This is a genomic window from Pseudomonas arsenicoxydans, assembly GCF_006438915.1.
Classification (GTDB): Bacteria; Pseudomonadota; Gammaproteobacteria; order Pseudomonadales; family Pseudomonadaceae; genus Aquipseudomonas; species Aquipseudomonas arsenicoxydans_A.
This window is the reverse complement of the sequence record NZ_RCZE01000009.1, coordinates 144,581-158,649: the sequence shown is the minus strand read 5'-3', so window position 1 is coordinate 158,649 and position 14,069 is coordinate 144,581. Positions and strand designations below refer to the sequence as shown.

At 59.5% G+C, this 14,069-nt stretch carries 14 protein-coding genes; 4 read left to right on the top strand and 10 right to left on the bottom strand.

Annotated elements, in window-relative coordinates; translation table 11 throughout:
- From EAH78_RS19710 to EAH78_RS19700, 3 genes are all read left to right on the top strand, one after another.
- On the top strand, positions 1-1,392 hold the full coding sequence (locus EAH78_RS19710) for an aldehyde dehydrogenase family protein (RefSeq protein WP_140669006.1): 1,392 nt from the start codon (positions 1-3) through the stop codon (positions 1,390-1,392).
- Between the two features lie 3 nt (positions 1,393-1,395).
- Positions 1,396-2,556, top strand: a complete 1,161-nt coding sequence (locus tag EAH78_RS19705) for an iron-containing alcohol dehydrogenase (RefSeq protein ID WP_140669005.1) — start codon at positions 1,396-1,398, stop codon at positions 2,554-2,556.
- 147 nt (positions 2,557-2,703) lie between these two features.
- On the top strand, positions 2,704-4,260 hold the full coding sequence (locus EAH78_RS19700; RefSeq protein ID WP_140669004.1) for an amino acid permease: 1,557 nt from the start codon (positions 2,704-2,706) through the stop codon (positions 4,258-4,260).
- A gap of 161 nt (positions 4,261-4,421) precedes the next feature.
- Here EAH78_RS19700 and EAH78_RS19690 read toward each other — a convergent pair whose 3' ends face one another.
- Together EAH78_RS19690 and EAH78_RS19685 are read right to left on the bottom strand one after the other, a co-directional pair.
- Complete coding sequence (locus tag EAH78_RS19690; RefSeq protein ID WP_140669003.1) at positions 4,422-5,696, bottom strand: glucarate dehydratase family protein; 1,275 nt, start codon at positions 5,694-5,696, stop codon at positions 4,422-4,424.
- Positions 5,693-7,090, bottom strand: a complete 1,398-nt coding sequence (locus tag EAH78_RS19685; protein ID WP_140669002.1) for an MFS transporter — start codon at positions 7,088-7,090, stop codon at positions 5,693-5,695. The genes EAH78_RS19690 and EAH78_RS19685 overlap by 4 nt, the downstream gene beginning before the upstream one ends.
- Before the next feature lie 106 nt (positions 7,091-7,196).
- Between EAH78_RS19685 and EAH78_RS19680 the strand changes: the two genes are divergently transcribed.
- Complete coding sequence (locus EAH78_RS19680) at positions 7,197-8,099, top strand: LysR substrate-binding domain-containing protein (RefSeq protein WP_140669001.1); 903 nt, start codon at positions 7,197-7,199, stop codon at positions 8,097-8,099.
- A 361-nt stretch (positions 8,100-8,460) separates the two neighbouring features.
- Here EAH78_RS19680 and EAH78_RS19670 read toward each other — a convergent pair whose 3' ends face one another.
- From EAH78_RS19670 to EAH78_RS19630, 8 genes are all read right to left on the bottom strand, one after another.
- Complete coding sequence (locus tag EAH78_RS19670) at positions 8,461-8,997, bottom strand: hypothetical protein (protein ID WP_240051907.1); 537 nt, start codon at positions 8,995-8,997, stop codon at positions 8,461-8,463.
- 386 nt (positions 8,998-9,383) lie between these two features.
- Positions 9,384-10,208, bottom strand: a complete 825-nt coding sequence (locus EAH78_RS19665) for a DUF3618 domain-containing protein (RefSeq protein WP_140669000.1) — start codon at positions 10,206-10,208, stop codon at positions 9,384-9,386.
- Positions 10,205-10,636 carry a phage holin family protein gene (locus EAH78_RS19660; protein ID WP_140668999.1) on the bottom strand — a complete coding sequence of 144 codons (432 nt, stop codon included), beginning with the start codon at positions 10,634-10,636 and terminating at the stop codon, positions 10,205-10,207. The genes EAH78_RS19665 and EAH78_RS19660 overlap by 4 nt, the downstream gene beginning before the upstream one ends.
- Positions 10,636-11,286: a hypothetical protein gene (locus tag EAH78_RS19655; RefSeq protein ID WP_140668998.1), complete on the bottom strand. Its 651-nt coding sequence runs from the start codon at positions 11,284-11,286 to the stop codon at positions 10,636-10,638. The genes EAH78_RS19660 and EAH78_RS19655 overlap by 1 nt, the downstream gene beginning before the upstream one ends.
- A gap of 271 nt (positions 11,287-11,557) precedes the next feature.
- Positions 11,558-11,932 carry a DUF6124 family protein gene (locus EAH78_RS19650; RefSeq protein WP_140668997.1) on the bottom strand — a complete coding sequence of 125 codons (375 nt, stop codon included), beginning with the start codon at positions 11,930-11,932 and terminating at the stop codon, positions 11,558-11,560.
- Positions 11,933-12,469: 537 nt separating this feature from the next.
- A complete protein-coding gene (locus EAH78_RS19645) occupies positions 12,470-12,907 on the bottom strand; it encodes a DUF6130 family protein (protein ID WP_140668996.1) in 438 nt (145 codons plus the stop codon).
- Between the two features lie 138 nt (positions 12,908-13,045).
- Positions 13,046-13,432: a hypothetical protein gene (locus tag EAH78_RS32345; RefSeq protein ID WP_170219141.1), complete on the bottom strand. Its 387-nt coding sequence runs from the start codon at positions 13,430-13,432 to the stop codon at positions 13,046-13,048.
- Between the two features lie 211 nt (positions 13,433-13,643).
- Entirely contained in the window at positions 13,644-14,057 is a 414-nt protein-coding gene (locus EAH78_RS19630; protein WP_140668994.1) for an SgcJ/EcaC family oxidoreductase, read from the bottom strand.
- Positions 14,058-14,069 lie beyond the last annotated feature (12 nt).

Here is a 14,069-nt window from a genome sequence, read left to right as displayed (position 1 = left end):
ATGACGGCAACCATCAAACTCATTTCCCCGGTCGATGGCCGGGTGTATGCCGAGCGCCGCTACGCCGACGCCACGCAGATCGAACAGGCACTGACCGCCGCCTCCACCGCCCAGGCGCAATGGAAACGCCGGCCACTGAGCGAACGCGCGGCTTTTTGCAGCGCGGTGGTGGACGCTATGTTGGCGATGAAAACTGACATCGTGCGGGAACTGGCCTGGCAAATGGGGCGCCCGGTTCGGTTTGGTGCGGGCGAATTGCGCGGTTTTGAAGAGCGTGCGCGGCACATGATTGCCATTGCGCCTGAAGCCCTGGCCGCAATAGAACCCACTCCTGTTTCAGGTTTTCGACGGTTTGTTCAACGTGATCCACTGGGTACGGTGCTGGTCATTGCCCCCTGGAATTACCCGTACCTGACCGCCGTGAACACGATCATTCCGGCGCTGATGGCCGGCAACAGCGTCATCCTCAAACACGCGTCGCAAACGCTGCTGGTCGGTGAACGGTTCGCCGAGGCCATGGCCAACGCCCACTTGCCGGCCGGTCTATTTCACAACCTGCTGCTCGATCACCGCCAGACCGCCGACATCATTGGCTCCAGACGCGTGCAGCAAGTGAATTTCACCGGTTCCGTCGGTGCTGGCGAGGCCATGGAAACCGCCGCCACCGGGCGCTTCCTTGGCGTAGGCCTGGAGCTCGGCGGCAAAGACCCGGCCTACGTGCGCGTCGATGCCAATCTCGAACACGCGGTAGAAAACCTCGTGGACGGCAGCTTCTTCAACTCCGGGCAGAGCTGCTGCGCCATCGAACGCATTTACGTCGACAAGACCCTCTACCCGGCCTTCATCGAGCGTTTCGCCGCCCTGACCCGCCAATATGTGCTGGGCAACCCGCTGGACGAAGCCACCACACTCGGCCCCTTGGTCACCCCGGCCGCCGCTGATTTCGTGCGCGGCCAGATCGCCGAAGCGCTGGCCCAAGGCGCCACCGCACTGATTGAACCCACGGCGTTTCCCGCTGACGAACCGGGCAGCGCCTACCTCGCGCCGCAGGTCCTGATCGATGTCACTCATCAAATGTCCGTCATGCGCGAGGAAAGTTTCGGCCCGGTAGTCGGCGTCATGCCGGTGGACGGCGACGACGAAGCCATCGCCCTGATGAATGACAGCGAATTCGGGCTCAGCGCCTCGATCTGGACTCAGGACCTGGCCGCCGCCGAACGCCTGGGCAACGAGATAAACACCGGCACCGTGTTCATGAACCGCTGCGATTACCTGGACCCGGCCCTGGCCTGGACCGGGGTGAAAAACAGCGGACGCGGCGTCACCCTGTCGCGCCTCGGTTATGAACACCTGACCCGCGCCAAATCCTTCCATTTGCGCCACGAGATCTGAGCCATGAGCCTGACCGCGAACTGGAATTACCCCACGAGCATCCGCTTCGGCGTCGGCCGCATCGCCGAACTCGCCGACACCTGCCGCGCCCAAGGCATCCAGCGCCCGCTGCTGGTCACCGACAGTGGCCTGGCGCGTGCGCCGATGACCCTCGCCGCGCTGGAAGCCCTGCGTGCCGCCGGTCTTGGCGTCGCGATGTTTAGCGACCTCAAGCCCAACCCGGTCGAAGCCAACCTGGCCGGTGGCCTGGATGCATGGCGCGTCGGCAACCACGATGGCGTGATCGCCTTCGGTGGCGGCAGTGGCCTGGACATGGGCAAACTCATCGCCTTCATGAGCGGGCAGACGCGCCCGGTCTGGGATTTCGAAGACATCGGCGACTACTGGACCCGCGCCGATGAAAGCCGTATCGCCCCGGTCATCGCGGTACCAACCACGGCGGGCACGGGCTCGGAAGTCGGCCGTGCAGCGGTGATCATCGACGAGGCGACCCACACCAAACGCATCATCTTCCACCCGAAAATGATGCCGCGCGTGGTCATCAGCGACCCGGCGCTGACCGTCGGCATGCCGGCCAAAATCACCGCCGGCACCGGCATGGACGCCTTGGCGCATTGCCTGGAAGCCTACTGCGCCCCCGGTTTTCACCCCTTGGCCGACGGCATCGCCGTGGAAGGCATGCGCCTGGTGGCCAACGCACTGGTGCGCGCCGTGCACACGCCAGGCGACCTTGAAGCGCGCGCGAACATGCTCGCGGCGGCAGCGATGGGCGCCACCGCGTTCCAGAAAGGCCTGGGCGGGATGCACGCCCTTTCGCATCCGGTGGGCGCGTTGTACGACACCCATCACGGCATGACCAATGCGACCTTCATGCCCTACGTGCTGAAATTCAATCGCACGGCCATCGAAGAACGCATCACGCGCCTGGCCGCGTATTTGCGTTTGCCCTCCCCCGGCTTCGACAGTTTCCTGGCCTTCATCCTCAAGCTGCGCAAAGACATCGGTGTGCCGCACACGCTGTTCGAGTTGGGCGTGGATGACCGACAGGCCGACCTGATCGCGGACATGGCCGTAGTCGACCCTTCCGCCGGCGGCAACCCGGTGCCCTTGACCAAGGCCGGTACGGCAGAGATTTTCGACGCGGCGTTTCACGGCCGCCTGTAGAGCAGTTGACTGTCGGTGCTCGACACATGAATGCAGCGCACGGGCAGGTTGTACGGTGGGAGACAGGAGCAGTACGACAAGGGGTTGAAAGCCAGCTCGTCCGGCATTCCGGAGGGGCGCGTATCAAAACCTGAAGGGGCACACAACATGAATCCAGCAAGTCAGCCCGGCGCCGACGCGTCGCATGACGACGACGTCAAGGCGCTGCACAGCATGGGCTACGCCCAGCAGCTCTCGCGACGCATGGGCGTTTTCTCCAACTTCGCGATTTCCTTCTCGATCATCTGCATCCTCTCCGGGGGCATCAACTCCCTCGCCCAGGGCACCTCCGGCGCGGGCGGCGCGTCCATCGGCATCGGCTGGCCCATCGGCTGCCTGATCTCCGGGGTGTTCGCCATGGCCATGGCGCAGATTTCCTCAGCGTACCCCACCGCTGGCGGGCTGTATCACTGGGGTTCGATTCTCGGCAATCGCTTCACCGGATGGCTGACCGCGTGGTTCAACCTCTTGGGGTTGGTCACCGTGCTGGGCGCGATCAACGTCGGCACCTATTACTTCTTTTTCGGTGCGTTCGGCCCGGCGCTGGGTATGGAAGATACGACTACGGTGCGGGTGATTTTCCTCGCCGTGCTGACCGGTCTTCAGGCCCTGTGTAACCACTTGGGGATCGGCCTGACCGCCAAGCTCACCGACTTCTCCGGCTACCTGATTTTCGCCACCGCGCTGGCGCTGACCATCGTCTGCCTGATCTCGGCACCGAGTTATGAATTCGCGCGGTTGTGGACCTTCAGCAACTACTCCGGCGATGCCGGCGGCGCGGTCTGGCCATCGGTGTCGAACGGTTGGGTGTTCATGCTCGGCCTGTTGCTGCCGATCTACACCATCACCGGGTATGACGCCTCGGCGCACACCTCCGAAGAGACGCGCAACGCGGCGGTTTCCGTGCCGCGCGGCATGATCATGTCGGTGGTCTGGTCGTTGCTGTTCGGATGGGTGATGTTGTGCTCGTTCGTGCTGATGCTGCCGAACATGGACGAAGCGGCCAAGCAAGGCTGGAACGTGTTTTTCTGGGCGATGAACACCCAGGTCAGCCCGACGCTCAAGCTCGCGTTGTATGTGGCGATTTTCGTCTCGCAAATCCTCTGCGGGTTGGCGACGGTGACCTCGGTGTCGCGGATGATCTTCGCCTTCTCCCGTGACGGCGGCCTGCCCTTTTCCAAAGCACTGGCCTCGGTCTCGCCGACCTTTCGTAGCCCGGTGGCGGCGATCTGGACCGGTGCCACCCTTGCCGTGCTGTTTGACTGGGGCTCGTCGGTGATCTCGGTCGGGGCCACGCCGGTGTATACGATCGTGGTGTCCTGCACGGTGATCTTCCTGTTCTTCTCCTTCATCATTCCCATCGTGCTGGGCCTGTTTACCTACGGGACCGCGAAGTGGCCGACCATGGGGCCGTGGAACATGGGGCGCTTCTGGTACACGGTGTTCGCCCTGCTCTCGGTGCTGTCGATGGTGATCATTTTCATCATCGGCATTCAGCCACCGAACGATTGGGCGCTGTACATCACCATTGGCTTCCTGGTGCTGACGGCGATTGTCTGGTTCGGCTTTGAAGCCCGGCGCTTCCAGGGGCCGCCGGTGGGCGATGTAATTGCCCAGCGCCAGGCGCAGATTGCGGCGGCTGAGGCGGCGTTGGATAAACACTGAGCAACCTGTGGCGAGGGAGCTTGCTCCCGCTGGGCAGCGAAGCGGCCCCAAAAAATGGGCCTGCTGCGCAGTCCAGCGGGAGCAAGCTCCCTCGCCACAGGACGGCGAATACCCAGCACCGGGTTAGCCGTGATCTGTTCAGACAGCCAAACACCGCCCCCTCAAAAACGCGGCTTGACGGTTTTCCACTCAGGTTTGTAACGCTGCATCTGTTTCACATCATCGCGCTGGCGAATGCCGCACGTCAGGTATTGGTCATGCAGCTTGCCGAGTTGATCGTGATCCAACTCCAGGCCCAACCCCGGCGCGCGGGTAATTTTCACGCAGCCATCGACGATCGGCAGCTTGCCGCCCTTGATCACCTCTTCGTCCGGCTCCTGCCACGGGTAATGCGTGTCGCAGGCGTAATCGAGATTCGGCACCGACGCGGCGACATGGGCCATGGCCATCAGGCTGATCCCCAAGTGCGAGTTGGAGTGCATGGACACGCCCACGCCAAAGGTCTGGCACATTTTCGCCAGTGCCTGGGTGTCGCGCAGGCCGCCCCAATAGTGGTGATCGGCGAGGACGATCTGCACGCTGTTCAGAGCCACACTGCGGCGAAACTCATCGAAATCAGTCACCACCATGTTGGTCGCCAGCGGCAGGCCGGTGCGTTTGTGCAGTTCGGACATTCCCTCCAGCCCCGGCGTCGGGTCTTCGTAATATTGCAGGTCGTCGCCCAGCAGTTCGGCCATGCGAATCGAGGTTTCCAGGGACCAGTTAGCGTTCGGATCGATCCGAAGCGGGTATCCCGGAAAGGCCTTTTTCAGCGCCTTGATGCACGCCACTTCATGCTCCGGCTCCAGCACGCCAGCCTTGAGCTTGATGCTCTTGAAACCATAGGTCTCGATCATGCGCCGCGCCTGGGCGACGATCTGCTCTTCGTTCAGCGCTTCCCCCCAACTGTCGGGCTTGTAAGGCGAATCGATGTGCTGGGCGTACTTGAAAAACAGATAGGCGCTGAATGGAATCTCGTCACGGATCGCACCGCCCAGCAAGTCCACCAACGGCACATTCAGCGAGTGCGCCTGTAAATCCAGGAACGCCACTTCGAAGGCCGAATACGCATTGCTCACCGCTTTGCTGGCGTGAGAACCGGGTGCCAGTTCCGCGCCGGCGATGCTCGCCGGTTTGTTCGCCGCCACGGTGGCTTGCACGATGGCGCGCAGTTGATTGAGGTTGAACGGGTCGAGGCCGATCAGCTTGTCTTGCAATTGCTGCTGGATCGCCAGCGCCGGAGCGTCGCCGTAGCTCTCACCCAAACCGATGTAGCCATTGTCGCTCTCGATCTCGATGATCGAGCGCAGCGCGAACGGTTCGTGGATACCACTGGCATTGAGCAGCGGCGGATCACGGAAAGCGATGGGGGTGACGGTGACTCGTTTGATTTTCAAGAGGCTGCTCCCTTTGGATCTGGTTTCAAAGCGCTGTGACTGACAATGGGTTGTGGCAAGGGGGTCGTGGCGGGTTTACCGGTCAGCGAGCGCAAGGCGTCGCCACGGGGCGCCGTGCGCGCGAAAAAGATCACCACGGCGGCGACCAGTGAGGTGGCGGCCAGGCCGTAGAGCCCGCCCTCGATTGAGCCGGTTTTTTGTTCGAGAAAACCAAACGCCGTCGGCGCCACGAAACCGCCCAGGTTGCCGATGGAGTTGATCAGCGCGATCACCGCCGCGGCGATGCGTGCATCCAGATAGCCTTGCGGAATCGGCCAGAACAACGCCGAGGCTGCCTTGAAACCAATGGCCGCAAAACAAATGGCGACAAAGGCGAAGATCGGTCCGCCGGTGGTCGACATGAACATGCCAAACGCCGCAATCACCAGCGTCAACGCCACCCAGGCTTGCTGGTGTTTCCATTTGCTGGCCATGGCGGCGAAGCCATACATCGCGACGATAGAAATCAGCCACGGAATCGAGTTGAACAGGCCGACCTGGAAGTCACCGAGGTTGCCCATTTTCTTGATCATGCTCGGCAGCCAGAACGTGGCGCCATAGATGGTCAGGGCAATGGAGAAGTAGATAAAACAGAACAGCGCAATTTGCTTGTCGGCCAGCAGTTTGAACATCGACGGCTTGATCGTCTGCGCGGCTTCGCGAGCCTGCTGCTCCAGCGCAATAGCCCCTGTCAGCGCGTCCTTCTCCTCGGCGCTCAGCCATTTCGCTTCACGCGGATGGGATTGCAGCCAGAACCAGACAAAACCGCACAGGACGATGGACGCGAAACCTTCAATCAGGAACATCCACTGCCAGCCATGCAGGCTGAAACCGCTGACGTTCAGCAGCGCACCGGACACCGGGCCGGAAATGACCGACGCAATCGCCGAACCGCTGAGAAAGATTGCCATGGCCTTGCCCCGTTCCGTCGACGGCAGCCACTGGGTGAAGTAGTAAATGATGCCAGGAAAGAAACCCGCTTCGGCTGCGCCGAGAACGAAGCGCAGCACATAAAAACTGGTTTCGCCGCGCACGAAGGCCATGGCCATGGCGGCTGCGCCCCAGGTGAACATGATGCGCGTCAACCAGGCGCGAGCACCGTAGCGTTGCAACAGCAGGTTGGAGGGCACTTCGAATATTGCGTAACCGATGAAGAACAGCCCTGCACCCAGGCCATAGGCCGCCGCGCCGATGCCCAGGTCGGTTTCCATGTGGCTGCGCACGAAGCCGATGTTGACCCGGTCGATGTAGTTGACGATGAACATCACCACAAACAGCGGCAGCACGTGGTGCTTGACCTTGGCCGCGGCGCGGGCCAACACAGTCGGGTCCGGCGGATTCTGGAGGGTATTCAAGAGGCAACTCCCGATCATTGTTTTTTTAGGGACGGACCGATCATGGACGCGACAATTGATCCCGTCTAATCTAACTTGTCATTCGATTGATACCTGGATTAGATCAATGTTCGAACTGACTCAACTGCGCTGCTTCACCACAGTGGCCACCGAACTCAACTTTCGGCGCGCCGCCGAACGCCTGAACATGACGCAACCGCCGCTCAGTCGACAGATCCAGTTGTTGGAGCACCACCTCGGTGTCGAACTGTTCACCCGCACCACTCGCAGCGTCGCCCTCACCGCCGCCGGTCGTGCCTTCTTCATCGAAGCGCAAAACCTGCTGGAGCGCGCCCAGCAAGCCGCGGTGACTGCTCGACGGTTTGCCGAAGGCGACATCGGCTCGGTCAACATCAGCTTCGTCGGCAGCGCGGTGTACGAATTCCTGCCCAAGGTCATTGCCGAAGCGCGGCTCACACAGCCCCACGTCAAAATCGACCTGTCAGAGATGAACACCTACCAGCAGCACGAAGCCCTTCGCGCCCGGCGTATCGATCTGGGCATCGTCCGCGCGCCCTTGCTGGAACCGGGCTACGCCACCGAGTGCCTGGTGCGCGAGCCGTTCGTACTCGCCGTACCCAGTCGCCACCCGCTGGCCACTGCCGACACCGTGTCTGTCCAAGACCTCGACGCACAACCGTTCCTGATGTACTCCCACGCCGCCTACCCGCCCTTCAACGAACTGCTGACCGGCATGCTGCGCTCGGCCCGCGTTGCCCCGGAATACGTGCAATGGCTCGGTTCGTCACTGACGATCCTGGCGCTGGTAAACGCCGGAATGGGCCTGGCGTTGGTCCCGCGTTGCGCCACCAGCGTGGTGTTCAAGAACGTGGTGTTCCGGGATATCGATCTGGGGGAAGGCGTACAGAGCGAGCTGCATTTGATCTGGCGCGAGAACAATGACAACCCGGCGTTTGCGATGTTGCTGGAGGGGATTCGCAAGGCTGTGAGGGAAGGATGGGGCGTGTGAATGTCTGAGGGATCACCTGTGGTAATCCTCACCCGCGACAGCGCGCGAGTAAGCTTGATCCGCCTCGGTTCGTAAGTCTCGCCACTCCTCCCAAGTAACGATGTCCTGCCGATCCATCTCGTCAGCCAGACGAAGCAGCTCTTCATGATAGGCGTCCGGGCACTCCATACGCAGGGAGCAATTCTCAAACGCACGATGCCATGAATCCAGTGCCCGGATTTTTTTGTCCAGAGGCGGTGCCAGCCTGTTTCTGAATGAGTTCATGACGGCGCGCATCCCAGAGTCTTTCAACATGGAACATGAGGCTGGCGTTTGAGTTCATGAAGGCTGACAGGAGGCGCTGATCGAGAACCCAATCCTGTCATGCACTCGGTTTTGCCAGTTGGATAAACACAGACCAGCTAGCGAGCAGGACCCAAAACGTCGCGAAGATCCAAGGCGTGCGAACGGAAAACAGCAGGGCCTTTCGATACCCCTTGTGCGTCGACTCACTTTCGCTGAAGAGCGGCGATTCGTCATACGCCAGGCCCATCATCGGCTCACTTCGCAAGAGCTCGCTCTGTTTGTAATACCAATGATCAATGATGTCATACGCCGCGCGAATGCCAGGCCACGCATTCAATGAACTCAGCAGTCCCAGCGTGGCAAGAAACGGCGGCACCACCAGCGTGAACAGCTTTCCCCATTCAGGGTTGAGATTGGCCATACACGATGCGAATGCAATGACCAAAAATGATTGTGCGGCCAGATAGGCGTCAGTCCGGTTCGCCAAAATGCTCGTCTCGTATTGAATCTCCCGGCGATAAAAGTCCAGGCGTTCCTTGGGTGATCCGAACATCTTGGCGTTGTGTTCGCTCAGTTCGGCGTCGTCCAGGTGGGAAGTTAAAATTTTCGGCAAAATAAACTCACTCTCAAATCGGTTAAGACGAATTCCCGTTCAGCCCAACGCTGTATCGACAAGCATCCAGGCCTGAAAGGCGCCGATACCCATTCGATGATTCATCGAATGCGGCGCCCACAGTCATCTGAAGGTGTTGCCCTTGAGAAAATTTTAAAAAGATTTGAGGGATCGCGACCGACGGTTTTTGGCCGTGCAAATTGCCTGTTTTGTCGCCAGTCGTCGGGCACTTTTCAACGGACTAAAACTTTTCTTTCCTCGTCAGTCTCAACCGCTGTCACGACTGTTTTCAAGATGCATTGCCAATGTGCTTCAGCGCCGCAACGTTTCTTGGCGGCAAAAAAAACGGGAGGTCAACATTCAACCTCCCGCCTTTCCTTCAACGCTTACGCCGTCCCCAATCCTCGAGAGAGATCGGCTGGACCATCAGTCCTTCCGGATTGATCGCGTTCCGGGTTCATCCCCACGTCCGAGTGATCCGTGGTTTTGGTCACTGTATCGCGCACCGCCTCAAATCCCTCCCGCGCCTGTTGCTTGACCTTGTCCGCCAGCCCGGCGCTGGTCTTGCCCATGTAGCGTTGCTCGGTCGCTGTCGACGGCAATGCCGCCCCAAGCATGGCACCCAATGCGATACCCGCAGCAGCGACCATCAGCGGCTGCTCCTTGAGCAGACGGCTGAACTGATCGCCCACCACTTGGGTACTGCGCACTAAACGGTCGCTGGCGTCGTGTACGACATGGCTGATGTTGTCGGTGGCAGCGCCGAGGTTGTCACCCAGGTTCGACGCTTTGTCTTTCACACTCTGGAAACCGTCCTTGAGCGTGTCAGCAGTCTGATGCAGATGATCACGTGCACTGTCGATGCCTTCGGCCAGTCCATCGGCCCACTCCCCGACTTTGTTGTGATCGGGGCTTGCGGGATAAACCGGGCGTGGGGTCGGCGGACGGTTCTGACTCATCATCAGCCACAGCAATCCCACCGATGTCAGCACCGCAGGCACAGGATTGTTTCGAACGCTGGTCCCCAGATTGGTCAGGAAGGTCGTGCCGTTGTTCTGCATGAACGACAACGCCTGATCAAAGGCTTGCCCCGGCGTGAACTTGCTTTCGAGGGCATCGACAATGTTGCCGATGCTCGCCCGCTGCGCATCGATATCGCGCTCGATGGCTTCGGGGCTTTTTTGCGACTCGTATTCGAATTCACTGTTCATGAGACTCTCCTGCGCAGCGCTTCCTGGTCTTTGTTCAAGGCGTCCAACGTCCGATCAGGTTTCAAATGGGACGGTTCGAACTGTTTTTTTCCGGCCTGCAGCATCGCGAACCCGGCGATCATCACTACTACACCGACGATCAGTGCGGCCAACCACGGCGCCATCACGAGGCTCAGGCCATAGACGGCGGACATCAACAGAATGATGAACCCCGCCATCAGCACAATCGCACCGCTCGCGACCCCGGCAATGCCGGCCTTGAGCGTGGTGAGACTGGCCTGAAGTTCGGCTTTGGCCAACGCCAGTTCCTTGGTGAACAGCGCGGGCACTTCGCGGGCTAACTGCCGTAACAGTCCGACGACCGAAGCGTCAGGGTCGGGAACGGACGCCGGTGTTGCCCCCGGGAAATTGGGATCTTCTCTGTTCATCACAATGCTCCATTGACGTTGGTCGAACCAGGGGTCGAAGGCGTAGCGAAGTCCGAAGGATGGCCGTGATCATCGGATGCTGACGGCGTGAAGCCGGCGGCGTGGTCAGGGCTTTGATCGGTGCGGGAGGGAACGGAAGTTTCGTAGGGGCGTTGAGCACCAAAACCACCCGATGGCGGCATCGAGTGGCCGGCGGCCGGATCTCTGGCAGCGGTGAATGTCGCCGCTGGTGCTGAACCGGCCTTGAGAAAGCGCGACAAGCCAAAGCCCAACGCAATGCTGCCCGCAATGAACAGGGCCGGGTTGTTACGGGCCAGGTCAGCGCCGTCATGGAGCAACTGTTCCGCGCTTTTCCCGCGCAGGTTTCCCGCCAGGCCGCTCATGGACTCCGCCATGTCCACGAGGTAATCGGACATGCCCAGGGTGTCCTTGTCCTCCAGTTCTGAAACGAAAGATTTGGTCCCTTGCGCGAGTGCTTCAATTTGGTCTGCCGCGGTGTCGCGGTATTGGCCAAACTGCTCATCCGCCTGCTGCCGTGCATCGCCCAGTGCCTCTGTTACGTTTTCTTTCAGGTGTTCGAAGTTTTGCTCTGTGCCTCCGGTGTCAGGTTTATCGGGCTGGTTCCCGTTGGTGCTGTCTGAAGTATTCATGTCGTCCCTCGCCTTCTGATTGAAAAAGCGTTAACAGGGTTCGCCACGAAATACCCGCAGCCCCCCGTATTCCAGATGACGGAGCGTTGTGTGGGGAGTTCCAATGGAATGATGAGCGATCCGGCAATCTCTGCCGTGGAAAAGGCAATTCAACAAACGATGCATAACCTGTGGCGAGGGAGCTTGCTCCCGCTGGACTGCGCAGCAGGCCCATTTTTTGGGGCCGCTTCGCTGCCCAGCGGGAGCAAGCTCCCTCGCCACAGAACAGCGGTTACACGGAGGGCTCAACCTTATCCAGCACCCGGTTCGCCGTGATCTCCGCCACCATGATGCTGTTGGAAATACCCAGCAAGGCGTAGCGTGACTCACCCTCCAGATGGTCCACCAACTGATGGATCATCACATCGACCGACGCCAGCGTTTCGACCAAAAATACGGCCAGCGTTTCGGCCGTGGCCGCTGGATCCACGGAAAACAGCATGCTGCGTGTTCGCTTGGTGGCTTTGATGTCGGCATTCGACGGAAAGTGAAAGTTGAGTGCGCGCTCGGCGGCTTCGTTGAGTTTTTTTGAATGGGGTTCGTACGGGGAAACCGGATCAGTGTCTGGCGAATCGGCGTCCGGCGGATTGGGCGTTACTTTGAACATAAATCAAACTCCTGATACGAGTTTATTAGCAAAGAGCCGTCACTTTCGCTACCAACGAAGGGTGATGGCCATACGCGGGTTGGTAGACCGGTCGTATCAGTTCCCGGCGCCCTCGAAAGAGCCCCGCGCATGGCCACCATAATAAGTGACGCCATGCACCGTGATACGAAACCGGGCTACCAAACCCGATCGCTGTTTTTCAGCGACATGGAAACGATAAGGCCCGTATCAAAGGCGCACAAGCCGGCGGATTCTGGCGTAGCCGTAGGCAACGGCGCAAGGTTTTGTAGCTTTCAGGACGTAACCTAGAGGGTGTTTAAACACGCGCTTTCAAAATCTGTTGAATGGACTGACACGCAGTTCCTACAGACTCCTGTCTTGAGAACGATGAATAACCTGTGGCGAGGGAGCTTGCTCCCGCTGGACTGCGCAGCAGGCCCATTTTTTGGGGGCCGCTTCGCTGCCCAGCGGGAGCAAGCTCCCTCGCCACAGGTCTGCGAAAGGGGGCGAATATATTTTTCTGTGGTCTGAAGCCGCTCACTTCTGCGGAACAACAAAACTCACTTCCGTACGGGTGAGAATTTTGTGCGTCGGGTCGGCCACTTCAAGCAGCACCTTATGCGTGCCGGGCGTCAGCCCAACCACGATAATCGGATCTTCGCTGGTGTGCGCCCATGTCCCTTTCCAGTCGTCGACGGTCACATGCAGGTGAGCGAGACGGGGGGATACCTCAGCAGCCGTCTTGCCAAATACCGGCATGACCCTGGCGTGCTCTATTTGATACTGGATGATGACAACACCGCGAGCGAGCGGCTCGGCAAGCGGCGGATAGGCGATAAGTGTGGGCACCGCCTCGGATTCCAGCGGGAGAATTGCCGGTGGCTGAGGGGTATCTGCATTGCCTTGACCGCTCGCGGCGATATAAAACAATAATCCCGAAGCAACGGCCAACGCATTTCTGAGAACGACGGGCATGATTTTTCTCCCGTGAGTTATTTAATGCTAGATCAAACCGGGCAGTTGTCGATGTGGCACAGAACGCGCCGCCTCCTTTCGAAGGCAGCACACGCGGAAAAGTGCACGAATTTATTTCCTGCCGACTTCAGCGCCTTGTCAGGTACTTTGGATAATCGGCTGCAGGAGAAAATATCTGCCATTTAGAGAAAAGGCCTTAGCACTACCAAGGTTAATTCTGTTTTTTGCTGCGGGATTATGGTTCGAATTGCTCATTGCCCACTCAATATGAGCTGGATCCTCTGCGTTGCTCGTAGGGCCATCAAGCTTTACACCCAAGTGTTGGGCATAAGATCTTCTTGCTGCAACGACAGCACTTTCAGAAATCCCATCGACTCCCTCGGCAGCAACGACCGCTAGCTCGCAGAGCCGGCCTGCTTTTGCTTCGGAAAACCTAATATCTGCCCTGCACTCATCAATTAGTCTGCATAACGCGCGACATTGTTTGCATTGGCACTCACGAACTTTTTGTTCTAGATCATTCATATCTCGATCTCCAGACTAGAAAGGAAACGGAAAAATAAATCCGCCACCTTTCTACTTCACGATGAGTAACCTGTGGCGAGGGAGCTTGCTCCCGCTGGACTGCGCAGCAGGCCCATTTTTTGGGGCCGCTTCGCTGCCCAACGGGGGCAAGCCCCCTCACCACAGTTCAGCGTTTACACGGGTTGCTCTTTTTATCCAACACCCCGTTTCGCTAATACCGCAAGACAGCCTCCCCCGTCCGCGGATTGGTGAGGGTCACATTCTCAAGCGCTCGTATGCGCCAGGTATCGTCCTGCCTCGTTAGCACCGCGAGTATCAGCGTATCCACTGCGTGTGTGCCGGCAGGATGGGCGGAACCGGCCATCAGGCGACTCCAGAAATGGATGACGGCCACTCCGGCCGCAACATGATCAACATCGATGAGTTCGTTCTGAAGCGTAGAGTCGCGATAGATCGTTTCGTGAATCGGCACGTGCAGCGCCACAATCTCTTCAATGCCCCGAACATAGTGTCCGAAACGACTCACGAACGTCGCTTCCTGATCGAACAGACGGCCCAGAGCAGCCATATCATGGCTGTTCCAGGCGGCCTGGAACGCAGCGGGTGCATCTTCAGGTCTTTTCATCGGGGAGCCCCC